The following is a 24,719-nucleotide window of genomic DNA, read 5'->3' as shown; positions in this document are numbered from 1 at the left end:
GGGTGGGTGTCAGGAACTGGCGGTGGCCGGCTCGGCGGGCGTCGGCACGGGCCGGGCAGCCGGTCGGATCCGCAGCACTGCGAACGCGACCACGCCGACCACCGGGGTCAGCAGGAGCAGGAGGAGGACGGGGCGGTGCCCACCGGCCTGCCAGACGAAGCCGAGGCCCATCGGCACGACCAGCCGGGCGGAGCTGAGCACGAAACCGTTCAGCGCCATGAAGCTGCCGACCCGGTGCTCCTGGACGTGGTCGGCGATGTAGGTCGGAATCACCACCGAGGCGATGATCTCCCCGAGGGTCCAGACCACTGTCGACAGCAGCACGGCGGGCAGCGAGAACGCGAAGACCAGGATGGCCATCCCGGTCGACCAGAGCAGGCCCGCCGTGATCAGCAGGGCCCGGGTCGAGTACGCCTTCATCCGCTTCTCGATCAGCAGACTGGCACTGACCACGACCACGCTGTTGATGGTGTAGACGGCACCGACCACCGCCACCGACGAGTGCAGCACTGTGGTGACCGCGAGGGGCAGCGTGTATTCCAGGCCGATCAGCGGCGCGACGAAACAGATCGAGACCACCACCAGCACCGCCACGTCGATGTCCCGCAGCAGGCTGGCCCGACGGGTGGTGCCGGCCGGCGAGGCCGTCGGCACCCGCCGGGTGTCCGCCGGTACGAAGAGCCAGATGGTGGCCGCCGCGAGCAGGCCGAGCAGGATGTTCCCGGCGAACATCAGCTGGTAGGAGTAGGCCGCCGCGAACCCGCCGAGCAGCGGGCCGACGCCCATGCCGAGATTGTTGGCCAGATAGCTGACCGTGTACGCGAAGGGGCGCTGTTCGGGTTGGGTCAGGTCGGCGATCAGCGTGTTCGCCGCCGGGGCGAACATCCCCATACCGACCAGCGCGACGAAGAGCAGTGCCGCGTACGTCCAGGTCGGACCGTCGAGCACTGCGAGGCCCAGGTAGCCGACCGCGTTGAGCAGCAGGCTCGACACCAGCGCGGCACGTCGACCGGCCCGGGCGCAGACCGGGCCGCTGAGCAGGCTGCCGGCGAGCAGGCCGGTGCTGCCCACGGAGATCAGCACACCCGCCTCGCCGGTGCTGAGGTGCCGGCTCTGCACCAGGTAGACCGCGAGCAGCGGGAAGACGAACATCCCGGCCCGGTTGATGAACGAGGCGTAGACCAGCATCCGCAGAGGGCGCGGCAGGGCCCGGAACCGGCTCAGCCACATGACGGATCACCGGCCGGCTCGGTGAGCACCTCGAAGGCGTCCCGGATGACCTTGAACCGGGCGCGTACGTCGTCGAAGTCGCGGCCCTCGCAGACGTACCAGCCGAGCACGTCGTTGGAGGCGGTCGGCACGGCGAGCACGTCCCCGACGGTCTTCCACACGTCCGCGTCGAGCACCGAGTCGAGCGCCCGCAGCTCCTCGGCGGTGGTGATCGCGGTGATCCGGCCGTACCGGTCGGAGCAGAGGTATTCGGTGCCGATCTCCGGGCCGAGGGTGGTCGCCGGCACGTGCCCCGGGTCCAGCTCCAGCCGGCACCACTCCCCCGCCAGGTTGATGCCCCGCCCGGCCTGGATGGCGGGGACGATCGAGCCACCGCCTGCCCGGGCGGCCGCCTCGCCGAACACCAGCTCGCCGTCGTCGCGCAGGAAGAACTCCACGTGCGCCACACCGGTACGCATCCCGAAGCCGCGCAGCACCGTGGCGCTGGCGGTCAGGATGCGCCGCTCCGCCGGGGTCAGGTCGTGCTTGCGGGAGACAGTGCCGCCGGGCTCGTCGCGGAACTCCAGCACCGAGTACGTGTAGCGGGACAGCTGCTCGAAGACCACCTCGCCGTCGCGCAGCAGCGAGTCGACGTGGTATTCGGCGCCCCGGACGTACTCCTCCGCCCGGTAGTCGTGCCGGTCGTCGGCGACCAGCGGCCAGACCCGGGCCAGGTCCTCGGTGGAGTCCACCCGGTGGGTGTCCCCGCAGGCCCAGCCCGCATACGGCTTGATGACCACCGGCCAGCCCACCTCGGCGGCGAACTCGGCGACCGCGCCCACCGTCTCGGGGCGGCACGAGCGGGCCACCGGCACGCCCAGCTCGACGGCCCGGCGGTGCATCACGTTCTTGTCCCGGAAGGCCAGCGCCTGCTCCGGGTCGAGCCCTGCGATGCCGTGGTCTCGGCGGCAGCGCGCGGCGGTGAGCACGTCGCCCTCGAAGAGCGGGAAGATGCGCTCCACCGCGTGCGCGGCGAGGATCGTCGTGACCGCCGAGCGGACAGCCTCGGAGTCGTCGAGGTCGGCGTGATAGCAGGGCAGACCAGCGGCCTCGGCGGCCGGCTGCCCGGTCGGCAGCAGCGCGACGGTCGCCACGCCCAGCTCGGTCGCGGCGGCGACCACGCTGCGGAACTGGGCCGCGTACCGGCCTGCCGCCGGTCGGTAGATCACCAGGATCGCGCGGTTCACGATCGGCTCCCACTGTCGCTGGCGACCGGACCCGCGGTGCGCAGGACGGCGCTGGTCGTCGCGCCGTCGAGCACCGCCTCCTGCCGCGTGCCGTCGGACAGCTCGTCGAGGGCGGCGGCGAGCCGGGCCAGCGCGTCCGTCACCTCGGCCCGGCCTCCGGGGTGGGCCGACTCGACGGTGAGCAGCAGCCGGTGCCGGCCCAGATCGGTGCGGACCAGGTGGCCCTGCCGCCAGTTCCAGCGGCGCGAGTGGGCCCGCCCATCGGCGTCGGCGTAGACGACCTCGCCCGGCTCGGGCTGCTCCGGCGCCTCGGGCGTGCCCAGCGGGAGGTAGGTTTCGGTGCCGTCGGCCGGCCGGACGACGAGGTCGGCGAGGCCGTCGACAGCGCACGAGGCCACCGGCAGCGCCGCACCGAGCGACACCGCGTTGCAGAGGTCGACCAGGGCGTTGATCCGGGGCAGCCGGTCACCCTTGGCGACCCGCCGGGCGATCGACTCGGCGGCGCACGGGAACCGGTTGGGGTTCACCCCCACCGCCCGGTACGCCTCCCGCCACGCGGCGATGCCCGGCAGCTCCGCCACCGCCGCCTTGTCCAGGCCTGCCGCGTGCAGCGCGTCCTCGGCGGCGGTCAGCAGTGCCGACACGGCGGGAGGCGCCGGGGCGACCTCGATCGCCGGTATGGCGATCACGCCGAGCACGTAGTCCGGCACTGCGGTCAACACCCGGTCGTCGATGCGCACGGTGAGGGTGTCCACACCGTCGCTGAGCTGGGTCATCGTGATCCTCGCGTGGTTCGGGTCCGATTGTCGGTCCGACCGTACGCAGCGCGGCGACCACCGGGTGTGGCCAATCCAAGGTGATCCGGTGAGGCCAATCCGGCGGTCGGAGGCTGGTCGTCGCGACGGCCGGCATGGGCCCGGGCACCGAGCAGCGTGGTGCCCAGCGCCAGCACGCAGAGTGCCGCGCCGACCGGTCCGAGCAGGTCGAGGGCGTCCGTGCCGCCGTGTCGCAGCAGCCGGTTGCCGAGGAAGCCGCCGACGGCGATGCCCACGAACGTGGCCGACGAGTTGAGGGAGAGCAGCAGCGGCCCGGAGCTGGGCGCGACAGTGAAGAGCCGGTGTTGCTGGGCCGGCTGGGTGGCCATCGCCGTGATGCCCCACGCCGCCATGGCCAGCGCGGCCGGCAGCAGCGCCTGCCGGGTCCACGGCAGTGTGACCAGGACCAGGGCGAGCCCGGTGACCGAGACGAGCAGCACCGGCACGCCACCCCACCGGTCGGTGGCCCGTCCGCCGAGCACGGTGCCGGCGACCGCCGGCACACCGAAGACCAGCAGCAGCACCGCGAGCAGGGTTCCGTCGCCGTCGGTGGCCGGCGCGAGCAGCGCCCCGACGTACGTCAGCGCGAGGTAGCCGCCGGTCATGAAGAGTGCGGTGGTGAGCACCGCCAGCCCGACCCGACGGTCGCGTGCCGGGGCGAGCCGGGCGGCCAGCGACGGGCCGGGCGGCAGGGTCAGCGCCGGTAGGCCGACGGTCACCGCGACCGCGCAGGCGGCACCGATGGCGGCGAGCAGCCAGAAGGTGGCGCGCCACTGAAGGTCGGCGGCGAGCCAGGTGCCGAACGGCACCCCGGCCACGGTTGCCGCGGAGAGGCCGCCGAGCACGACGGCCATGGCCCGGCCGCGCCGCTCGGGCGGGGCCAGCGTGGCCGCCGACGCGGTGGCGGCGGGGATGTAGAGGGCGGCGCTGACCGCCGTGAGGACCCGGGCCAGCAGCAGCAGCGGCAGGTCGGGCGCCAGCGCGGAGGCGACGTTGCCCACTGTGAACCCGACCAGCGAGACCACCAGCACGGTACGCCGCTCCAGCCGACCGGTCAGGGCGCCGAGCACCGGAGCGGCGACCGCGTACGCCAGGGCGAAGACGGTGCTCACCCAGCCGGCGGAGGCGACGCTGACCTGCAGCGTACGGGCCACCTCGGGGAGCACACCGGCGACGACGAAGGTGTCGGTGCCGATGGCGAAGGCGCCCACGGCGAGCAGCGGGACGACCGGCACGCTCCGGCGCATCACGCCACTCCCGCCCGCTGCCCGACGCGGTAACGGGTGGCGTCCCCGGCGACCACCCGGCCGCCCAGCAGCACCAACTCGATCGCCTCCGGCCGGCCCAGCACCGTGATGTCCTCGGCCGGGTCCCCGTCGGTGACCACCAGGTCGGCCAGCCGCCCCGGCTGCACCGTGCCCGCGTCGTCGCCCCGACCCGCCAGCCGTGCGCCGTTGGCGGTGGCCCAGGTCAGCACCACCGGGGCGGGAATGCCGGCCATCGTCACGTACGTCTCCAGCTCCTCGGCGTAGCGGCCGTGCGGGGTCCACGCGAAGCCGAAGTCGTCGCCGGCCACGATCGGGATGCCCATCTGCACCATCAGCGGCAGGATGCGCAGGGTGTTCTCCACCTCGGCCTGGAATTCGAGGGTCTCCAGGTATTCCGGGGTCTTGCCGTACCGGGTGCCGGTGGTGAGCAGCCGGTGCGGCTGATGCAGGCTCGGCACCACGAAGATGCCCCGCTCGGCGATCGCCTCCAGGGCCGCGTCGTCGGCGTACGTGGCGTGGTCGATCACGTCGACCCCGGCGGCGATGGCGTTGCGGATACCGGCCAGCCCCCGCGAGTGCGCCCGGATCCGGACTCCCCGCCGGTGCGCCGCCCGGGCCGCGATCACCAGCTCCTCGGCGGTGAAGAGCAGCTCGTGCGATCGACCGTTGGGGAAGGTGTCGTCCCCGGTGGAGAAGACCTTGATGATCTCCGCGCCCTGGGCGACCTCGGTGTCGACGTACTCGATCAGCTCTTCCGGGGTGTCGGCCAGCCGCATCAGGTCGCTCGGGATGCGTTGCTTGACCCCCGGGTTGCGGCGCTCCGGCGGGCCGGACACCATCAGGTCCCGGCTGCACGGGGTGATCCGCGGGCCGGGCAGCCGGCCGGCGTCGATCGCCCGGCGCAGGGCCATGTCGATGCCGGCCACCGAGCCCGCACCGACGAAGGCGGTGTAGCCCAGCCGGAGCATGTCGGCCGCGTTGGCGGCGGCGCCGAGGGTGACCTCCGGGATCGTGTACTTGAAGAGCATCTCCCGACCGTCGAGCACGTTCAGGTACGCGATGTGGGTGTGGCCCAGCGTCATGCCCGGCATGACCGTCCGGCCGTCGAGGTCGAGGACGTCCACGTCCGGGTCATGCAGTGGGGCCTGCGCCTCGGGCAGCACCGCGACGATCCGCTCGCCGTCGAGCAGCACGCTGTGGTGCGGGCGGGACGCCACCCCCAGTCCTTCCTGGACCGTGGCGCGGTGCAGCAACGTACGTCGGGACACGACGATCACTCCGGTTCTCTCGGTGTCGGGGCAGGAGAGCCGACGGTGGCTCTAGCAGCGGCCGAACAGGGTCCACACGATCTCGGCGCCCGGGCGGCGGGCCACCCACCGCAACGCGTGGCGGTGGACCCCGGGCGCGTTGGTCACCGCCAGGTCGGCGCCGCCGGCGGCGAGGATCTCCGCGGCGTGCTGGGTGGAGTCGGCGTCGACCCACCGCATCGGGCGGTCCCGCAGGGCGGGTGGCGCGAGGTCGGTGAAGAGCCGCCGGACCTCCCAGAGGGCGGCCACCGCGAGCTGACCGGCGGGCGGCTCGCGGTCCGGGTCGGCCGCGATGCCGTACTCCGGGGTGGCCTGCGCGAAGTACGCGTCCAGCCGCAGGTCGCGGTGCCAGTGGAAGCGGGTGAGCCCCTGGTACGCGCTCGGCACGAGGGCCTGGTCGACCCGGCGGTCCACAAGCGCCGCGAGCACCGCGTCGAAGGTGTCGGACAGCTCGACGCGCAGCCCGTGCCGCTCGGCGAGGAAGGCCGCCGTCAGGTGGCTGGACGTCCCGGGCGGGCCCAGGGTGGCCAACGTCGTGCCGGGCCGGCTCGCCCACCGGTCCACCACGGCGCGCCAGCGCCGCCCGTACGCCTCGGCGAGCGGGCCGGGCAGCGCCGGCACCCACTCGTCCGCGGCCGTCTCAGGTGGTGTAGCCACGGTTGCCCGCCATCCGCTGCGCCACCCGGGTCTCGTGGTCGACCTCGACACGCCGGTCGACGATCCGGGCGGCCTTCCAACTCACGAAGGCGCCGGTGCTCGTGATCGGGTCGAGCCCGTCGGTCAGCTCCACCTCGACCGGTACGCCGAGCGCGGCGGCGGCCCGCTGCCGGACGCCGTCGGCGATCCCGCCGGGGTCGTCGACGAGGTCCTTGAGCAGTTCCAGGCGGACCGTCAGCCGGTCGCCGCCGCTCGGGTCGTGGTCGATCACCACCTGGTATCCGCCCGAGCCGACGACCCCGGTCAGGACGGCCATCTCGATCTGCCCGGCGGTGAAACGTCGACCGCCCAGCTCGATCCGGTCCAGGGTGCGGCCCACGATCTGCACCAGGTCGCCGGCCATCTCGCAGTCGCAGTCCGACGACTCGATGATCACCGCGTCGCCCGTGCGGTAACGGACCAGCGGCTTCACCCCGTCGATCAGCATGGTGACGGTGAGTTCCCCGGTGCCGCGCGAGCCGTGCGACACGCCGGTCTCCGGGTCCACCACCTCGATGAGGTAGTTGGTCTGGGAGAGGTGCATCCGCTTGTTGCGGCAGGCGGTGGCGATGACGAACGCCTCCTGCGAGCCGTACAGGATGTTGTAGACGTCCGCGCCCCAGACGGACTCCAGGTTGCGGGCCAGCGCCGGGGTGCACATCTCGCCGGTGACGAAGAGCAGCTTGACGGCGAAGTCCTCGCGCAGCCGGTAGCCGTAGTGTTCGGCCGCCTTGGCGAGCATCATGGCCACGCCCGGCGTGCAGCAGATGACCTCCAGCTCAAGATCCTTCATGAGCTGCAACGCCTTGGCGAACCCGATCACCGGCGAGTACGGCCAGATCTTCGCGTTCAGCGAGCCGACGTTGCGCGCGACGTCACCGAGGGTGTCGCCGAAGGAGTGCACCTCGGTCGGCCCCATCAACCCGATCCGGGGCGCGCGGTCGCCGAAGTGGTGCCGGAAGATCGACGCCCAGGACTCGGTGACGTGCGCGTTGCTGGCCACCACCTCCCGGCCGTCGCGGGGACACGGGGTCGCCCGGCCGGTCGTGCCTGTCGTCTCGTAGAAGAAGACGCCCTCGGACAGCGGCCGGCTGAGCACGTCGAGCATCTCCTGGCGCAGGTGCGTCTTCGTGGTGAAGGGCAGCCGGTCGAGGGTCGCCGGGGTGATCGTGGCGAGGTCGACGTCGGCCAGGTGACGGGCGTAGAACGGCGAGCCGGTGGACACCTGGTCGAGCACCGTGCGCAGCTGTCGTGCCCGCCAGGCCTCCAGGTCGGCGGTGTCGAGGGTGCGGTCGTAGAAGGCCTGGTGCAGGGCCAGGTAGTCGGCGGCGAAGTCCGCCGCCGGGCCGGTGGTCGGAAGCCACATGGTCGGATCCTCTCCAGGGGTGAGCCGGCTGCGGTGCTGTCGCCGCCGGCCGTGGCGCAGGTCAGTGCAGGCCACCGTTGACGTCCAGAACCGAGGCGGTGACGTAGCTGCTCTCCGGGCCGGCCAGCCAGGCGACGGCCGCGGCGATCTCGGCCGGCGAGCCGAACCGGCCGACCGGAATCCGGGCCCGGTAGTCGTCCCGGCGCTCGACCGGGATCCGGGCGGCCATCGGGGTGTCGACCAGGCCGGGAGCGACCGCGTTGACCCGGATGCGGTGCTCGGCGAGCGCCCGGCCGAGGCTGCGGGTCAACGCGATGCACGCACCCTTCGACGCCCCGTACGCCGCGTCCGGGCTGCCGGACTGCCCGCTGATCGAGGCCACGTTGACCACAGTGCCGGGCCGGCCGGCGTCGACCAGGCCACGGGCGAACGCCTGGGTGCAGAAGAACGCGGCGCCCAGGTTGACGTCGAGCACCTGCGCGTACGTCTTCGGGTCGTAGTCGAGGAAGTCCCGGGCGTGGTAGACGCCGGCGTTGTTCACCAGCACCGTGGGCTGGCCGTACCGCCCGTGGATCCGTGCGAAGAGCTGCTCCACCTGCTCCGGCACTGCCACGTCGGCGACCAGCGAGGCGTACGCCGCCGGGTCACCGGCCGGGTCGACGTCGACGCCGAGCACCCGGTGCCCGGACCCGGTCAGCGCGACGGTCACGGCCCGGCCGATGCCGCCCGCCGCGCCGGTGACCACGGCGAGCGGGGCTGACTGGTCGGTCATGGCGACCCCACCGCCCCGGCGCCGGCTGCCGGCAGTGCCCCCGATGCGCGGCCCAGGAAGTTGTCGAACAGGCGCAGCCCGTCCTCGGTGAGCACGCTCTCCGGGTGGAACTGCACCCCCTCCACCGGCAGGGTCAGGTGTCGTACCCCCATCACGTAGCCGTCGTCGGACGAGCGCGCGGTGATCTCCAGGGCCGGCGGGGCCGGGTCCGCGACGATCAGCGAGTGGTAGCGGGTGACGGTGAGCGGGGCGGGCGCGCCGGCGAAGACACCTCGGCCGTCGTGGGCGACCACGCTCGTCTTGCCGTGCATCAAGTGCCGGGCGACGGTGACCGTTCCCCCGTACGCGAGGCCGATCGCCTGATGGCCGAGGCAGACGCCGAGCAGCGGCACCTGGCCGGCGAAGGCGTGCACCAGCTCCACGTGCCCGGACTCGGCGGGGTGCCCCGGCCCGGGGCCGAGCACCACCGCGTCCGGCCGCAGGGCGGCGAGCTGCTCGGTGGACCGCGACCGGGAACGGACCACCACGGTCCGCGCGCCGAGGGTCCGCAGGTACTGGTCGATGATGTGGGTGAAACTGTCGTACGCGTCGACGAGCAGGACCTTCACGGCAGCAGCTCCGTGCCGGTCAGGGCCCAGAAGGTGGCGCTCATCTTGGCCAGCGTCTCCCGCCACTCCGCCCCGGGTGTGGAGTCGGCCACGACCCCGGCGGAGGCCTGGGTGCGGTAGCGGCGACCGTCGTGCACGGCGGTGCGGATGCAGAGCGCCAGCACCGCGTACCCGCGTACGTCGACGAGACCGATCGAGCCGGCGTAGACGCCCCGGGGCTCGTCCTCCAACCCGTCGATGATCTCCATGGAGCGCAGCTTCGGCGCGCCGGTCATGGTGCCGGCCGGGAAGGCAGCGCAGATCGCCGCCCAGACGTCGGCGTCGTCGGCGAGCTGCCCGGAGACGGTGGACACCAGGTGGTGCACGTACGCGAACGGCTCGACGTCGAACATCGCGTCCACGCTGAGCGTGCCCGGCACGCAGACCCGACCAATGTCGTTGCGGCAGAGGTCGACAAGCATGACGTGCTCGGCCCGCTCCTTCTCGCTGGCCGTCAGCTCGGCCACCAGCCGGCGGTCGGTCTCCGGGTCGGCGCTGCGGGCGGCGGTGCCCGCGATCGGGCGCATGGAAAGCCGGCCCTCATCGACGCGGAGGAACAGCTCGGGGCTCGCCCCGATGACGGTCCCGCCGGCCCAGGGCGTCAGGTACATGTACGGCGATGGGTTGCGGTGCCGCAGCCGCCGGTAGACCTCCAGCGGGGTGAGAGCCGTCTCCACGTCGATCCGGTGGCCGATCTGGATCTGGTAGCTGTCCCCCACCTCGATGTGCCGCAGGCACTGCTTGACCCGGGCGGCGAACGTCTCCTCGTCGACGGTGTCCCGCACCAGGGTGGGCGGTGGGGCGACCGGCACCGCCGCGTGATCGTCGGGAAGCCCGGCGAGCAGCTCCGACAGCCGGGGAGCGCCGCTGTCGGGCGGCAGGTGCGGGCCGCTGGCGGTGAGCTGCCGCTGGGTGCCGGCGCGCAGGTCCCACCAGACGGTGTGCCGGAACAGCACGAGGGTGCAGCGTGGGATGTCGTCGACCACCCGGTCGACGGAGAGCTCGTCCATGTCCCGCGCGGCCTCGTACGCCAGGGTGGTGAGGAAGCCGAAGGCGAAGCTGTCGGCGGGGGCGGTGGTCCGCACCGCGAAGGCCCGCTGCACGGCCCGGACCGCCGCCCAGACCTCGGGTGGCCCGGAAACCGACCAGACCCGCTCCGGCGCGCGGTGCCGGGCCGGCTCGCCCAGGACCGCCGTGAGCACGGCGGACAGGGCGTCGCCGAGCGGACCGTCGCAGATCACCTCAAGCCGGTCGGCGATGAACCGCAACTCGGCGAGAGTGTCCCAGCCGACTGCCGCCGCATAGCGGTCCTGAGCCGGGCCGTCTAGGCTTTCGAAGAGATACAGATCGTCGTGCGGACGACATTCGGAGAGTGCCGTGTAGAGCGACAATGGATTGATTGCCGACAGTGTGACGGATGTCACCTCTATTGGAATTGAGTTGGCCAGTGGCGTAGGCCGCATCGCCACAGAATGCGATCGAATGGGCCACGTGGCGGTCTTGGTTGACAATGAGGACACTGCGAAACCCCCTCTGAGCAGCCCGATTTCGGCGCCACCGTTGGCGCTGACCCCGCCGCGTGACACGGCAGATCGGACTTTCCCCCCGCACAAAAGGACTCGCACGACCGGCCCCGCGCCGGCACCAGGGACGTTAGTGAGGTCCATATTGGACAACTCGGAACGTACGCCCTGATTCGCCGGTCGCTGGACGGTTGCGCGTCCGGACAACACTTTCCTCAAGTACAGATCGCGCTGTCCATACCACTTCGACTACGCCGGAGCGGACCACTTGTTGTTGAATCTAAACCTGTCAATAGATGGTCAGTCGCGCGAAACGCTGGCAGTGCAGCTCCGTAACGCATTTCGTACGCAGATCGAGGAGGGCGTGCTGCGTCCCGGCACCCGCCTGCCGTCGAGCCGCCAGCTCGCCGCCGACCTCGGGGTGTCCCGCAGTGTGGTCGTCGAGGCGTACGAGCAGCTCTGCGCCGAGGGCTACTTCGTCTCCCAACACGGCTCGGGCACCTCGGTGGCGGCGGCGGCACGCGACGAGATCGGCTCGGCGCTCACTCCGGGCGACCGCGCACCGACGGCGGCACTCCGGGACCTGCGCACCGGCGGCCTGCACGCCTCCACCTTCCCCGGGCAGGACTGGATCCGGGCGGTCAGCGCTGTGGTCACCTCAGCCGGCCTCCGCGAGCTGGGATACGCCCCACCGTCCGGCCTGCCGGTCGTCCGGCACACCCTCGCCGGCTACCTCGGCCGAGTGCGCGGCGTGCGTACCAGACCCGACCACCTCATGATCACGTCCGGCTTCGCCCAGGGCCTCGCGCTGCTGTGCCGGGAGCTGCGCGACCGGGGCCACGACACGGTCGGCGTGGAGGACCCGGGTCACCCGGGCGAGTGGGAGTTCATCGCCGACGCCGGCCTGCGTCCGGTGGGCCTACCGGTGGACGCCGACGGCATCCGGGTCGACGCCCTGGCCGCGAGCGGGGTCCGCGCCGTGCTCGTCACCCCGGCCAGCCAGTTCCCGACCGGGGCCACGCTCAGCGCGCAGCGCCGGGAGCAGCTCGTCGCCTGGGCCGAGGCGGTCGACGGCTACATCGTCGAGGACGACTTCGACGCCGCCTTCGTCGCCCCGGCGCAGCGGATGCCGGCGTTGCAGAGCCTCGCCCCGGACCGGGTGATCTACGCCGGCAGCGCCAGCAAGGTGCTCGCCCCGGCGCTCCGCCTCGGTTGGCTGGCCACCCCGGCCACACTGACCGCGCCGATCGAGCGCCTGCGCGCCGGCTGGGACCTCGGCTGCTCCAGCCTGGAGCAGCTCGCCTTCGCCCGGCTCATCGACACCGGGGCGTTCGACCGGCACCTGCGGCGACTCACCGCCGACATCCAGAAACGCCGTCAGGTGGTCCACCAGTTCGTCGCCCGCGAGCTGCCCGGCACCACCCTGCGCAACGGGCACGGCGGGTTGCAGGCGTACCTGGAACTGCCCACCTGGTGCGCCGAGGAGGCGCTGGTGCAGGCCGCCCGACGCCGCTCGGTCCTGGTCCGTGGCGGCCGCTTCTACGCCCTGCGCGCCGACGACCGACCGCCGGCACTGGTCGTCGGCTACGCCGGGTTGCGCGGCACCGAGTTGGGCCGCGGCCTGGCCGGGATCGCCGGGGCGTACCGGGAGATGATGGGTCGCACCGGGTCCAGAGCCCCCCGGGTGACTCCGACGGCCGAACCGAGTGGCACCGGGGTCCGCGGTGGACGGTGAGCGCGACCGGTGACCCCTGTCGTCCCGGCGCCGCCACCCTGGGCGGGCTCGCGTCCCAGGCCAAGCTAGGGGTGTCGGCTGCTCCCACGGGCGCGTTACGGTCCGGCCGTGCCCGTACCGCGATGCGCGCGCGGGTCACTTGAGAATCGTCGTCTGTCGAAGCGTCAGGCGTCGGGGGAGGGGTCGACCGGTGTTCAGGCGTATCGCGATCATCAATCGGGGAGAAGCCGCGATGCGGCTGATCCATGCCGTACGGGACCTGTCGGCGGAGTCGGGTGACCACGTCGAGACGGTCGCCCTGTTCACCGACGAGGACCGTACCGCGACGTTCGTCCGGGCGGCCGACCTGACGTATCCGCTGGGTGCCGCGGCCACCCGCCCGTACCTCAACCACGAGCTGCTGGAACGCGCCCTGGTCGAGACCGGCGCCGACGCGGCCTGGGTCGGCTGGGGATTCGTCGCGGAGGACCCGGCGTTCGCCGAGCTGTGCGAGCGGATCGGGGTCACGTTCGTGGGGCCGAGCGCGGAGGCGATGCGCAAGCTCGGCGACAAGATCGGCTCGAAGCTGATCGCCGAGGAGGTCGGCGTCCCGGTCGCCCCGTGGAGCCGGGGCGAGGTGGCGACCCTCCAGGACGCTCTTCGCGCGGGCGACCAGATCGGCTACCCGTTGATGCTCAAGGCGACCGCCGGCGGTGGTGGGCGTGGCATCCGGCGGGTCGACTCGCCGGTGGACCTCACCGACGCCTATGAGCGCACCAGCCAGGAGGCGTTGCGGGCCTTCGGCTCCGGCGTGGTCTTCCTGGAACGCCTGGTGACCGGCGCCCGGCACGTCGAGGTGCAGATGATCGCCGACGGGCAGGGTGGCGCCTGGGCGCTCGGGGTGCGGGACTGCTCGGTGCAACGGCGCAACCAGAAGATCATCGAGGAGTCCGCGTCGCCGGTGCTGGCGGCGGAACAGGTCGCCGAGGTGAAGGCCGCTGCGGTGCGGCTCGCACTGGCGGTCGGCTACCGGGGTGCCGGCACTGTGGAGTTCCTGTACCACCCGGCCCAGAAGCTGTTCGCCTTCCTGGAGGTCAACACGCGGCTCCAGGTCGAGCACCCGATCACCGAGATCACCACCGGCACCGACCTGGTCAAACTCCAACTGCACGTGGCCGGCGGTGGCCGGCTCGACGGTCCGGCACCGGTGGAGGCGGGTCACGCGGTCGAGGCCCGGCTCAACGCCGAGGACCCGGACCGCGACTTCGCGCCCTCCCCCGGCCGGATCGTCCGGCTCGCGCTGCCGGCCGGCCCGGGCATCCGGGTCGACACCGGTGTCAGTGAGGGCGACAGCATCCCGGCGGCCTTCGACTCGATGATCGCCAAGATCATCGCGTACGGCCGGGACCGTGACGAAGCGCTCGGCCGTCTGCGTCGCGCCATGGCCGAGACCACCGTCATCATCGAGGGTGGCGCCACCAACAAGAGCTTCGTGCTGGACCTGCTCGACCAGTCCGAGGTGATCGACGGCTCCGCCGACACCGGCTGGATCGACCGCGTCCGCTCCGAGGGCCGCCTCGTCACCCACCGCCACTCCGCGATCGCCCTCGCCGCGGCCGCCATCGAGGCCTACCAGGACGAGGAGGAGGTCAGCCGGCAGCGCCTGTTCACCACCGCGCACGGCGGCCGCCCGCAGGTGCGCCACGAGACCGGCCGCCCGCTCGACCTGAAATTGCGCGGCGTCGCCTACCGGGTGGCGGTGTCCCGCGTGAGCCGCAGGTGTTTCCGCATCGGCCTGTCGGCCGGCGGGGACGTCCACCGCGTCGACGTGCAGATGGAACGGTTCGACGAGCACCGCGGGCAGATGCTGGTCAACGGCAACCGCTTCCGGTTGGTGACCGCCACCCACGGGCCGATCCACACGATCGAGGTCGACGGCGTCACCCACCGGGTCAGCAGAGACGAGGGCGGCGTGGTCCGCTCCCCCGCGCCGGCCCTCGTCGTCGCGACTCCCCTGACCGTCGGTGACGAGGTCGAGGCCGGCGCGCCGATCCTGGTGCTGGAGAGCATGAAGATGGAAAACGTGCTCCGGGCCCCGTTCAAGGCCCGCGTGCGCGAGTGCCCCGTCGCCGTCGGCAGCCAGGTCGAGACGGGCACCCCCCTGATGCGCCTCGAACCACTGGCCGACACCACCACCGAGGAGAGGACCACTTCGGCCGAGGTCGTCGAGATCGACCTGCCGGCGGCACCGGCCGGGCCGTCGGCGGAGCAGGTCCTGGACGATCTGCGCGCGCTGCTGCTCGGCTACGACGTCGCCCCGGGCGAGATCGGGCGTTGCCCAGCCGTGCGTACCGGGGCGCCGGCCGGTCACCTCGACCTTCTGACGATCTTCGCGAACCTGGCGGAGCTGGCCCGCAACAAGCCGCGTCGGACCGCCGACGCCCAGCCGGGCAGCGCCGTGCACACCCCGCGCGAGTTCTTCCACAGCTACCTGCAGAGCCTCGACGCCGAACGGGCCGGCGTCTCCCCCGGGTTCGTGGCACGCCTGGAACGGGTCCTCGCCCACTACGGCGTGACCGGGCTGGACCGCACACCGGAACTGGAGGACGCCGTCTTCCGGATCTTCCTGGCCCAGCAACGGATGGCCGCCGCGACGCCGGTCGTCTCCGAGGTGCTGCGCCAACTGCTCGCCGGGCCCGCACCCGTCGGCGACCTGCGTGAACCCGCCGGTGTCGTCCTCGAGCGCCTGATCGAGGCGACCCAGGTCCGCTTCCCGGTGATCGCCGACCTGGCACGTGGTCTGGTCTTCCGCTGGTACGCCCAGCCCCTGCTGCGCCGCACCCGCGCCGAGGTCTATGCCGAGGTCCGTGCCGACCTGCGCCACCTCGATGAGCACCCGGACGCCCCGGACCGGGCCGACCGCATCCAACGCATGGTCTCCTGTCGACAACCCCTCGTGCGGATCATCGGTCAGCGCATCCGACGCCCCGGCCACACCGAGCACGGCCCGCTGCTGGAGGTGCTCACCCGCCGCTACTACGGCAACCGTGGCCTGACCGCGGTGACCGCGCGGGGCGGGCTCCTCACCGCCGAGCACGGCACGACCCACATCGTGGCGGGCGCCACCGACATCGCCCGTCTTCCCGACACCCTCACCGCGCTCGCCGAGCTGGCCGCCGACGCCCCGGCCCCACTGGTCGCCGACCTGTACGTCGCGGTGCAGGACCAACCCGACGACGACGCCGTCGCGGTACGCCTCGCTGAGCTGTTCGCGGCACACCCGCTGCCGTCGACCGTCCAGCGGGTCACCGCGACCGTCGCCAGCTCCAACGGCGCGGTCATGCACCACTACTTCACCTTCCGACCCGGCGAGGCCGGCTTCACCGAGGACCGGCTGATCCGTGGGCTGCACCCGCAGATCGCCCAGCGCCTGCAACTGGAGCGGCTGCGCGAGTTCGACCTGACCCGGCTGCCCTCGGCCGACGAGGAGATCTACCTCTTCAAGGCCGTGGCGCGCAGCAACCCCGCCGACGAACGGCTCATCGCCATGGGCCAGGTCCGCGACCTGACCCCGCTGCGGGAGACCGACGGACGCCTGGTCGCGCTGCCCGCCCTGGAGGAGGCCACCACCCTGGCCCTGGACGCGATCCGCGACATCCAGGCGCGGCGGCCGCAGGACAAGCGGTTCGACACCAACCGGATCCTGATGTACGTCTGGCCGCCCACCAACCTGTCGCTCGACGAGCTGAACGCGCTGGTCCAGCGGATCCTGCCCACCTCGACCGGGGCCGGGCTGGAAGAGGTGCAGTTCATCGCCCGGCAGCCGCACTCGGCCGGGGACGTGGCGGTGACGATCACCCTGGACCCGGGCAACGGCGCTCACCTCAACGTGGGCGCGCCGTCCACCGAGCCGGTGCGACCGCTCGACGACTACCGGCAGAAGGTGCTGCGTGCCGCACGTCGGGGCACCACCTACCCGTACGAACTGACCGGGCTGCTGGGCCGCTTCACCGAGTACGACCTCGACCCGTCCGGGACGCTCGTACCCGTCGAACGGCCGAAGGGGAAGAACTCGGCGGCCATCGTGGCCGGCGTGGTGACCACCCCGACCGAGCGCTACCCGGAGGGCGTCACCCGCGTGGTGCTGCTCGGCGACCCGACCAAGGCGCTGGGCGCCCTGTCCGAGCCGGAGTGCGCCCGCGTCATCGCCGCCCTCGACCTGGCCGAAACCATGCGGGTGCCCCTGGAGTGGTTCGCCCTGTCGGCGGGCGCCCGCATCTCGATGAGTTCCGGAACCGAGAACATGGACTGGGTCGCCGCGGCGCTCAAGCGCGTCGTGACGTTCACCCAGGCCGGCGGTGAGATCAACATCGTGGTGGCCGGCATCAACGTCGGCGCCCAGCCGTACTGGAACGCCGAAGCCACCATGCTCATGCACACCAGGGGCATCCTGGTGATGACCCCGGACTCGGCGATGGTGCTCACCGGCAAGCACTCGCTGGACTTCTCCGGTGGCGTGTCGGCCGAGGACAACTTCGGCATCGGCGGCTACGACCGGGTCATGGGTCCGAACGGGCAGGCGCAGTACTGGGCACCCAGCCTGCCGGCGGCACGGGACGTGCTCATGGCCCATTACGACCACACCTACGTCGTACCCGGGGAGACCGGGCCGCGGCGGGCCGACACCGATGACCCGGTCGACCGGGACGTCTCCGACTACCCGCACCTCGTCGACGGCAGCGACTTCACCACCGTCGGGCAGATCTTCTCGGCGAGCCACAACCCGGACCGCAAGAAGGCCTTCGACATCCGTACGGTCATGCGCGCCCTGTCCGACCAGGATCACCCCGTCCTCGAACGCTGGGCCGGGATGGCCGACGCCGACACGTCGGTGGTCCAGGACGCCCACGTCGGTGGCTATCCCGTCTGCCTGATCGGCATCGAGTCGCGCCCGGTCCCCCGGCGCGGGTTCCCGCCCACCGACGGGCCGGACACCTACACGGCGGGCACCCTGTTCCCCCGCTCGTCGAAGAAGACGGCACGGGCGATCAACGCGGCCTCCGGCAACCGCCCGCTCGTCGTGCTGGCTAACCTGTCCGGCTTCGACGGCTCCCCCGAGTCGATGCGCAACCTCCAGTTGGAGTACGGCGCCGAGATCGGTCGGGCGATCGTCAACTTCGAGGGCCCGATCGTCTTCACGGTGATCTCCCGCTACCACGGCGGCGCGTTCGTGGTCTTCTCCAAGGCCCTCAACCCGAACATGTCCGTGCTCGCGCTGGAGGGCTCGTTCGCCTCGGTGCTCGGCGGCGCCCCGGCCGCGGCCGTCGTCTTTTCCGGCGAGGTCACCAACCGCACCGCGAAGGACCCACGCGTCGCCGAGCTGCACGCGCAGGTCGCGGGCGCGACCGGCGCGGAACGGGCGGCCCTCAACGCCCTGCTCGCCGAGGTGCGCTCGTCGGTCCGCGCGGAGAAGCTGGGCGAGGTGGCCGCGGAGTTCGACCGGGTGCACAGCATCCAGCGAGCCGTCCAGGTCGGCTCGGTCGACGCCATCGTCAGCACCGCCGAGCTGCGGCCCCGCATCATCGAGGCGATCGAGCACGGCCTGAAGAGGTGACGCCCTCCCCGCCCTGGCATCGGGGTGCTAGGGGTCTGTGTCGGCGCCGGAGACGCGCCCATGCTGAATTCGGAGCGACGAGGCTCCGTGGCAGAGAGGACCGATCCGATGCCTCAGTACCTGACACTCGACCCGCCGGCCCTGGCACCGTCCGAGCCCGTGCTGGTGTTCCTCCAGGGTGGACCTGCCGACATCCCCCGCACGGTGGTGGCCAGCGTCGAGCAGCTGGTCTACGGAAAGATCAAAGTGCCCTACCTGGCCGGTTACGAGCACTTCGAGCGCCGCTTCGGCGACGGCTCCCCGCTGTTGTTCACCTGGACCGCGCGGACCAAGATCGCGGAATGACGCGGGACGGATCGCGGGTCGCAGCCTGGGCGTCGGCGCCGGGGCGGCGGCCCGCGATCGGACGCCCACCGACTGCCCGGGCCCCTAGCCGGGAAGGGCGATCCCTTAGCTGCGCGAGCGCGGCCCGTGAAAGCCGCAGCGTTCGTTCCCTACGGCTACCAGCGTCGATACTGTTGAAGCGTGACCAATGCCAGCCGTGCCCGTGCACTGCCGCCCGAGGGCGTCAGGTCGGCCACCGCTGACTCCGGAACCGTTTCTCCGGCGCGGAGGAAGCCATGATCGAGTCCATCCTTCCCGGCGCCGTGACGGCCGTCGACACCTTCGTGGACCCGCCCGGCGCCGACCTCTTCCCCGAGGAGGAGGCCGTCGTCCGCAAGGCCGTGGACAAGCGCCGCCGCGAGTTCACCACCGCCCGCTGGTGCGCACGCCAGGCGATGCGCCAGATCGGGATCGCTCCCGCGCCGGTCCTGCCCGGCACCCGCGGCGAGCCCCAGTGGCCCTTCGGGATGGTCGGCAGCATCACCCACTGCGCCGGCTACCGCGCCGCAGTCCTCGCCGAGCAGGAGAAGGTCACCACTGTCGGCATCGACGCCGAACCCAACGAGGCTCTCGCCAACGGCGTGCTCGAAGCCGTCTCCCTGGCCGAGGAACGGGACCGCATCGCCGTCCTGCTGCGCGACCATCCCGGCGTCGCCTGGGACCGGATGCTGTTCAGCGCGAAGGAATCGGTCTACAAGGCCTGGTTCCCGCTGACCGCACGGTGGCTCGACTTCGAGGACGCGAACATCGTCATCGACCCGCTGAACGGCACCTTCAACGCCACGCTGCTGGTGACCGGGCCGTGGGTGCACGGGCGGCGGCTCAGCGGGTTCAGCGGCCGGTGGCTCGTCGAGCAGGGCCTCGTCGTCACCGCCATCACCGTCCTCGCGCCGGTGGTCCCGAAGACCCGGCCCGCCGGCCGCCTCGCCGCGCACCGCTGAGCCCGGTCGGCGCTGTCGCGGCCGGTCCCGGCGGGCGTCACCGCCGAGCGGTACGACCAGCTGATCAAGTACGCGCCCGCGATCCGGGCAGCACCCATAGTCAGGTACGGCTGATTCATGTCCGACCATGGCCCGGGCGCGGGTGTCTTGGAATCAGGTCGTGTGGCGGATGATCGAGTCGGCGATCCGCTCGGTGAGCCCCGGCGCGAAGAACGGGTGGTGGCCCATTCCCCGCACGATCTCCAGGCGGGCCGCCGGGATCTGCGCCGCGAGGGCTTCACCGTGGGCTTGGGGGAACAGCGGGTCATCGCTGCCATGCAAGACCAACGTGGCGGCGGCGATACGAGACAAGGAGGCCCGCCGGTCGTCCTCCCAACGCCGACCGGCCAGATCGTGGTTCAAGGCGGCAGCGAGGTTGTCAGCCCTGGCGTAGCACTGTTCGACGAACCGCCGCGCGGCGGGCTCATCGAAGGGCAAGACATCGCCGTTGAGCACCCGCCAGGTCTGTACGTCGGCGGCCCTGCGCTGCTGGGCCGTCGTGCGAGGTGCCGTCGCGGAGGCCATCAGGTGGTTGAGGAACTGTGCCGTCGGAGGTGGAAGTTCGCCGGCCTCAGCCGGTTGGCCTGCCATTGCCCTGGCCCAGGCCGGGCCCGGATTGTTCCCCATCGGAGAGGATGCCATTGCCGTCAGCGTGCGGACGCGGGCTGGCTGATGCACAGCGAGCCACTGCCCGATCGCCGCGCCCAGCGATGTCCCGACGATGTGCGCGGCCGTGACGTCGTAACCGTCCAGAACGGCTGCCGTGTCGGCTGCCATGTCGGCGAGCGCGTACGGATGCGTTGTGAAGTCGACGGAGTCGGAACGGCCGGTGTCACGGTGATCGAACCGGATCACCTGCCGGCCGCTGCTCACGAGAGCTTCCACAAGCTCATCGGGCCAGCCGATGCCCTGCGTAGAGGTGCCCATGACCAACAAGACGGTGGGGTCATCGGGGCGACCGAATCTCTCGGTCCACAACCGAACCTGCCCGGAACGAACGAACTTCTCCTCACCAGTAAGCATGCCGGGCACCGTAGCGGTCACCGGATAGACCGGAAGCGGCTACCCGTTGTAGCCGAAAAAGGTGCTCGTGAGATAATGAACAGGAAGGTGAGAGCGTATCGAGCCTCCGCGCACAGCAGCGGCTTCCTCAGCGAATGACCAGCACAAGCCCCACTTATGGCCGCGGAAGCGCTCGACAATCAGCCCGCACAGCACGGTGGCCGCCTCCCGAGTGGGAGGCGGCCACCGTGTCGTCCGGGGTCAGCCCGCGACCGTACTCATCGCTGAAGCCGTTCCAACAGGTCCACCGCGGCCTCGGCGAGGACAGTGCCGGGCGGGAAGACCGCCGAGGCGCCAGCCCGGCGCAGCGCGGCGATGTCACCGGGCGGCACCACCCCACCGACCACGATCATGATGTCTGCGCGGCCCAGGGCTGTCAGCGCCGCACGCAGCGCGGGCACCAGGGTGAGGTGGCCGGCGGCGAGCGAGTTGACGCCGACGATGTGCACGTCCGCGTCGGCCGCCTGCCGGGCGACCTCGTCCGGGGTCTGGAAAAGCGGACCCACCTCGACGTCGAACCCCAGGTCGGCGAAGGCCGTGGCGACCACCTTCTGACCACGGTCGTGACCGTCCTGGCCCATCTTGGCGACCAGGATCCGGGGACGGACCCCGCGCCGGTCGGAGAACGCGTCGGCGGCGTCGCGGGCCCGGGCGACGCCGGGATCGGTGCCCGCCTCGTCGCGGTACACGCCCTCGGTCGTACGGATGTGGGCGACGTGCCGGCCGAACGCCGTCTCCAGGGCCGTGGAGATCTCCCCGACGGTGGCGTGCGCCCGGGCGGCGGTGACCGCCAGGTCGAGCAGGTTGGCCGCCGGGTCGGTGGCGCCCCGGGTAAGGGCGGCCAGGGCGGCGTCGCAGGCCGGCTGGTCGCGTTCGGCCCGCAGGCGGCGCAGTTTGGCGACCTGCTCGGCGCGCACCGCCGTGTTGTCCACCTTGCGCACCTCGATCGGGTCCTCCACGACCGGTCGGTGCCGGTTCACACCGATCACCGGCTGCCGACCGGAGTCGATCCGCGCCTGCGTACGCGCGGCGGCCTCCTCGATCCGCAGCTTGGGCAGCCCCTGCTCGATGGCTCGGGCCATGCCGCCGGCCTGCTCGACCTCCCGGATGTGACCCCACGCCCGCTGGGCCAGGTCGTGGGTGAGCCGCTCCAGGTAGGCGCTGCCGCCCCACGGGTCGATCACCTGGGTGGTGCCCGACTCCTGCTGGAGCAGCAGTTGGGTGTTGCGGGCGATCCGGGCGGAGAAGTCGGTCGGCAGCGCCAACGCCTCGTCCAGCGCGTTCGTGTGCAGCGACTGCGTGTGGCCCTGGGTCGCCGCCATCGCCTCGACGCAGGTGCGCACCACGTTGTTGTACGGGTCCTGCGCGGTCAACGACCAGCCGGACGTCTGGCAGTGGGTACGCAGCGACAGCGACTTCGGGTCGGTCGCGCCGGCGTCGCGCAGCAGCCGTGCCCACAGCAGGCGGCCGGCCCGCAGCTTCGCCACCTCCATGAAGAAGTGCATGCCGACCGCCCAGAAGAACGACAGCCGGGGGGCGAACGCGTCGACGTCGAGCCCGGCGGTCTTGCCGGCGCGCACGTACTCGGCGCCGTCGGCGAGGGTGTACGCCAACTCCAGGTCGGCGGTCGCCCCCGCCTCGTGCATGTGGTAGCCGGAGATCGAGATCGAGTTGAACCGCGGCATCCGCTGCGAGATGTAGGCGAAGATGTCCGCCACGATCCGCATCGACGGCTCCGGCGGATAGATGTACGTGTTGCGGACCATGAACTCCTTGAGGATGTCGTTCTGGATGGTCCCCGCCAGCTGCTCGGGCGTGACCCCCTGCTCCTCGGCGGCGACGATGTAGAGGGCGAGGATCGGCAGCACCGCGCCGTTCATGGTCATCGACACGCTGATCCGGTCCAGCGGGATGCCGGCGAACAGCTCCCGCATGTCGAGGATCGAGTCGATCGCCACGCCGGCCATGCCCACGTCACCGGCCACCCGGGGGTGGTCGGAGTCGTAACCACGGTGGGTGGCCAGGTCGAACGCCACAGACAGTCCCTTCTGCCCGCCGGCCAGGTTGCGCCGGTAGAAGGCGTTGGACTCCTGCGCGGTGGAGAAGCCCGCGTACTGGCGGACCGTCCACGGGCGGGTGGCGTACATGGTCGGGTAGGGACCACGCACGAACGGGGCGATGCCCGGCAGCGAGTCGAGGAAGTCCACACCGGCCAGGTCGTCGGCGGTGTAGAACCGCTTGACGCCGATCCCCTCCGGGGTCTGCCACACATCTGTCGACTCCGGGGCGGGGCCGCTCGGTGCGGGTGGGGTGCCGAGCTCGACGTCGGCGTACGAGGGGATCATCGCGGGACTCCGAGGTCGTCGAGGGTGGTCTCCAGCACGCGGACGGCGTCGCACCCGGCGTACAGGTGGTCGTCGACGCCCGCCTGGCCGCCCGGCCGCCCGGCCAGCCAGATCTTCGCGGCGCCGGCCTGCCGGAGCGCGGCCGTGACCGACGCGGCCTGCTCGGCGTAGAGACGGTTGGACGAGCAGACGCACGCCACGGCACCGGGCGGGACCGGCTCGTCGGCAGCGGTCGTCACGGTGCGGATGCCGCCGGCCGCGAACAGGTTCGCGGCGAAGGCGACCCGGGCGCCGTGGTCGGACGCCCGGCCGATCGTGACCAGGTGCACCACCGGCGCCGTGGTCGCGCCGTCGGCCCGTCGGCGCAGCTCCTCGAACCGTTCCGCGTAACGGTGGCGGGGCAGACCGCCCACCGGAGCCGGTGGCACGGCGTGGCGGGCCGGGACCTGCTCGTCGAGATCGGGGAACTCGCTGACCCCGGTGATCGCGTCCTGGCGGCGGGCCACACGCGTCGCCCGACGCTCCCAGGTCGCGGCCAGCCGGTCCGCGACCAGACCGCTGCGCAGCGCCGTCCCGATGCCGCCCGCCCTCTCGATCGTGGTGAACCACTCCCACGCCACCCGGGCCAGCTCGTCGGTGCGCGACTCGACGTACCAGGACCCGCCGGCCGGATCGGTGACCCGGTGCAGGTGCGCCTCGTCCAGCAGGATGAGCTGGGTGTTGCGGGCGATCCGCTGGGCCGACTCGTCGGGCCGACCCAGGGCCACGTCGAACGGCTGCACGGTGATCGCCCCGGCGCCGCCGACGCCCGCGCCGAAACAGGCGAGCGTGGTGCGCAGCAGGTTGCTCCACGGGTCCCGGGCGGTCATCATCGCGCCCGAGGTGACGGCGTGCTGCCGCTGCGCCGACTGTCGGTTCGCGCCGGCGACCTCGGTGACCCGGTGCCAGAGTCGGCGGGCCGCCCGGAGCTTGGCGATCGTGGCGAACTGGTCGGCGGTCGCGGCGTAGCGGAACTCGAGTTGGTCGAGCGACCTGGTGAGCGGGATCCCCCGGTCGCTCATCGCCCGCAGGTACGCGACACCGGTGGCCAGCGCGCAGCCCAGTTCCTCGGCGTCGCTGCCGCCCGCGTCGTGATACGTGGTCACGTCCACGGTCAGCGCCCGCAGCTCGGGGTGTGCCGTCACCGACTGGGCCGCCAGGTCCGCGGCGACGCCGAGTTCCGGTTCGATGCCGGTTGCCGCGAACGCGCCGTACGGGTCGGCGCCGAGGTTCCCCCGCAACACCCGGGGCTCGATGGTCTGCCGAGCGGCCACGTCCAGCAGGGCGGCGGTGGCCTTGTCGGTCTCGGTGCCGGCGCCGAGCACGATGCCGGTGCGGTCCAGCGGGATACCGCTGAGCAGCTCGCCCAACTGCTCGGGGGCGGCAGCCCGCAGCCACAGCGAGGTCGCCCCGCCGTGCAGGTCGGCCCGGGCCGCCGCGGCGGTGCGTACCGGGTCGGGGTCGGTGTGCACGGTACGCACGTCCCACCGGCCGCCGAGGCCGCCGCCGCGGGTGAACGGCGCCTGCCCGGGAAGCCCGTCGGGCACTGCGGTGTCCCGCGAGGTGTAGAGCGGTGCCAGCGGGAACCCGTCGTACGTGGTGGTGGCCAGCAGGTCGGCGGCGTCGCCCGCGGCGGTGTTCTCGTCCGCTCTTCCGGACCTGCGCAGCACGCTGAGGGTGAGCCGCTGCCAGTCCTCGATGACGGGCACCGGGAAGTCGCGTGTCATGAGT

17 protein-coding genes are annotated in these 24,719 nt (G+C 72.2%); 4 read left to right on the top strand and 13 right to left on the bottom strand.

All coding sequences use genetic code 11. The annotated features are described in order from the left end of the window. Positions 1-9: 9 nt before the first annotated feature. The 10 genes from KBX34_RS07735 to KBX34_RS07690 form a co-directional block, all read right to left on the bottom strand. Positions 10-1,230 (bottom strand): MFS transporter, encoded by a 1,221-nt coding sequence (locus tag KBX34_RS07735; protein ID WP_141909023.1) that lies wholly within the window; start codon positions 1,228-1,230, stop codon positions 10-12. After that, positions 1,221-2,456, bottom strand: a complete 1,236-nt coding sequence (locus KBX34_RS07730) for an ATP-grasp domain-containing protein (protein ID WP_210924113.1) — start codon at positions 2,454-2,456, stop codon at positions 1,221-1,223. The genes KBX34_RS07735 and KBX34_RS07730 overlap by 10 nt, the downstream gene beginning before the upstream one ends. Continuing rightward, entirely contained in the window at positions 2,453-3,232 is a 780-nt protein-coding gene (locus tag KBX34_RS07725; protein ID WP_210924111.1) for a B3/4 domain-containing protein, read from the bottom strand. Before KBX34_RS07725 ends, KBX34_RS07730 begins: the two co-directional genes overlap by 4 nt. Next, positions 3,229-4,518, bottom strand: a complete 1,290-nt coding sequence (locus tag KBX34_RS07720; protein WP_210924110.1) for an MFS transporter — start codon at positions 4,516-4,518, stop codon at positions 3,229-3,231. Before KBX34_RS07720 ends, KBX34_RS07725 begins: the two co-directional genes overlap by 4 nt. After that, positions 4,518-5,807 (bottom strand): amidohydrolase family protein, encoded by a 1,290-nt coding sequence (locus tag KBX34_RS07715; RefSeq protein WP_307871350.1) that lies wholly within the window; start codon positions 5,805-5,807, stop codon positions 4,518-4,520. The genes KBX34_RS07720 and KBX34_RS07715 overlap by 1 nt, the downstream gene beginning before the upstream one ends. A gap of 51 nt (positions 5,808-5,858) precedes the next feature. Then, positions 5,859-6,503: a prephenate dehydratase gene (locus KBX34_RS07710; RefSeq protein WP_307871349.1), complete on the bottom strand. Its 645-nt coding sequence runs from the start codon at positions 6,501-6,503 to the stop codon at positions 5,859-5,861. Continuing rightward, complete coding sequence (locus KBX34_RS07705; protein WP_210924108.1) at positions 6,487-7,908, bottom strand: phenylacetate--CoA ligase family protein; 1,422 nt, start codon at positions 7,906-7,908, stop codon at positions 6,487-6,489. The genes KBX34_RS07710 and KBX34_RS07705 overlap by 17 nt, the downstream gene beginning before the upstream one ends. 61 nt (positions 7,909-7,969) lie before the next feature. Then, positions 7,970-8,680, bottom strand: coding sequence for an SDR family NAD(P)-dependent oxidoreductase (locus tag KBX34_RS07700; protein ID WP_210924105.1), 711 nt, complete (start codon positions 8,678-8,680; stop codon positions 7,970-7,972). After that, entirely contained in the window at positions 8,677-9,288 is a 612-nt protein-coding gene (locus KBX34_RS07695) for an aminodeoxychorismate/anthranilate synthase component II (RefSeq protein WP_210924103.1), read from the bottom strand. The genes KBX34_RS07700 and KBX34_RS07695 overlap by 4 nt, the downstream gene beginning before the upstream one ends. Further along, a complete protein-coding gene (locus KBX34_RS07690) occupies positions 9,285-10,751 on the bottom strand; it encodes an anthranilate synthase component I family protein (protein WP_307871348.1) in 1,467 nt (488 codons plus the stop codon). Before KBX34_RS07690 ends, KBX34_RS07695 begins: the two co-directional genes overlap by 4 nt. Before the next feature lie 421 nt (positions 10,752-11,172). On the opposite strand from KBX34_RS07690, the gene KBX34_RS07685 reads away from it, so the two are divergent. From KBX34_RS07685 to KBX34_RS07670, 4 genes are all read left to right on the top strand, one after another. Then, positions 11,173-12,585: a PLP-dependent aminotransferase family protein gene (locus tag KBX34_RS07685; protein ID WP_307871347.1), complete on the top strand. Its 1,413-nt coding sequence runs from the start codon at positions 11,173-11,175 to the stop codon at positions 12,583-12,585. A gap of 190 nt (positions 12,586-12,775) precedes the next feature. Next, positions 12,776-18,178, top strand: a complete 5,403-nt coding sequence (locus KBX34_RS07680; protein ID WP_210924099.1) for a carboxyl transferase domain-containing protein — start codon at positions 12,776-12,778, stop codon at positions 18,176-18,178. Between the two features lie 108 nt (positions 18,179-18,286). Beyond that, entirely contained in the window at positions 18,287-18,523 is a 237-nt protein-coding gene (locus tag KBX34_RS07675; RefSeq protein ID WP_088947727.1) for a DUF5988 family protein, read from the top strand. Positions 18,524-18,798: 275 nt separating this feature from the next. Beyond that, positions 18,799-19,503, top strand: a complete 705-nt coding sequence (locus KBX34_RS07670) for a 4'-phosphopantetheinyl transferase (RefSeq protein ID WP_088947726.1) — start codon at positions 18,799-18,801, stop codon at positions 19,501-19,503. Positions 19,504-19,656: 153 nt separating this feature from the next. Here KBX34_RS07670 and KBX34_RS07665 read toward each other — a convergent pair whose 3' ends face one another. From KBX34_RS07665 to KBX34_RS07655, 3 genes are all read right to left on the bottom strand, one after another. Then, positions 19,657-20,565: an alpha/beta fold hydrolase gene (locus KBX34_RS07665; RefSeq protein WP_210924097.1), complete on the bottom strand. Its 909-nt coding sequence runs from the start codon at positions 20,563-20,565 to the stop codon at positions 19,657-19,659. Between the two features lie 257 nt (positions 20,566-20,822). Next, complete coding sequence (gene scpA / locus KBX34_RS07660; RefSeq protein ID WP_210924095.1) at positions 20,823-22,949, bottom strand: methylmalonyl-CoA mutase; 2,127 nt, start codon at positions 22,947-22,949, stop codon at positions 20,823-20,825. Continuing rightward, a complete protein-coding gene (locus tag KBX34_RS07655; protein ID WP_210924093.1) occupies positions 22,946-24,715 on the bottom strand; it encodes a methylmalonyl-CoA mutase subunit beta in 1,770 nt (589 codons plus the stop codon). The genes scpA and KBX34_RS07655 overlap by 4 nt, the downstream gene beginning before the upstream one ends. Between the last annotated feature and the right edge of the window lie 4 nt (positions 24,716-24,719).

This window comes from Micromonospora sp. M61, assembly GCF_018070245.1.
In the GTDB taxonomy this organism is placed as follows: Bacteria; Actinomycetota; Actinomycetes; order Mycobacteriales; family Micromonosporaceae; genus Micromonospora; species Micromonospora zamorensis.
Note: the sequence above shows the minus strand (reverse complement) of the source record. Positions and strands in the feature narration are given on the sequence as shown.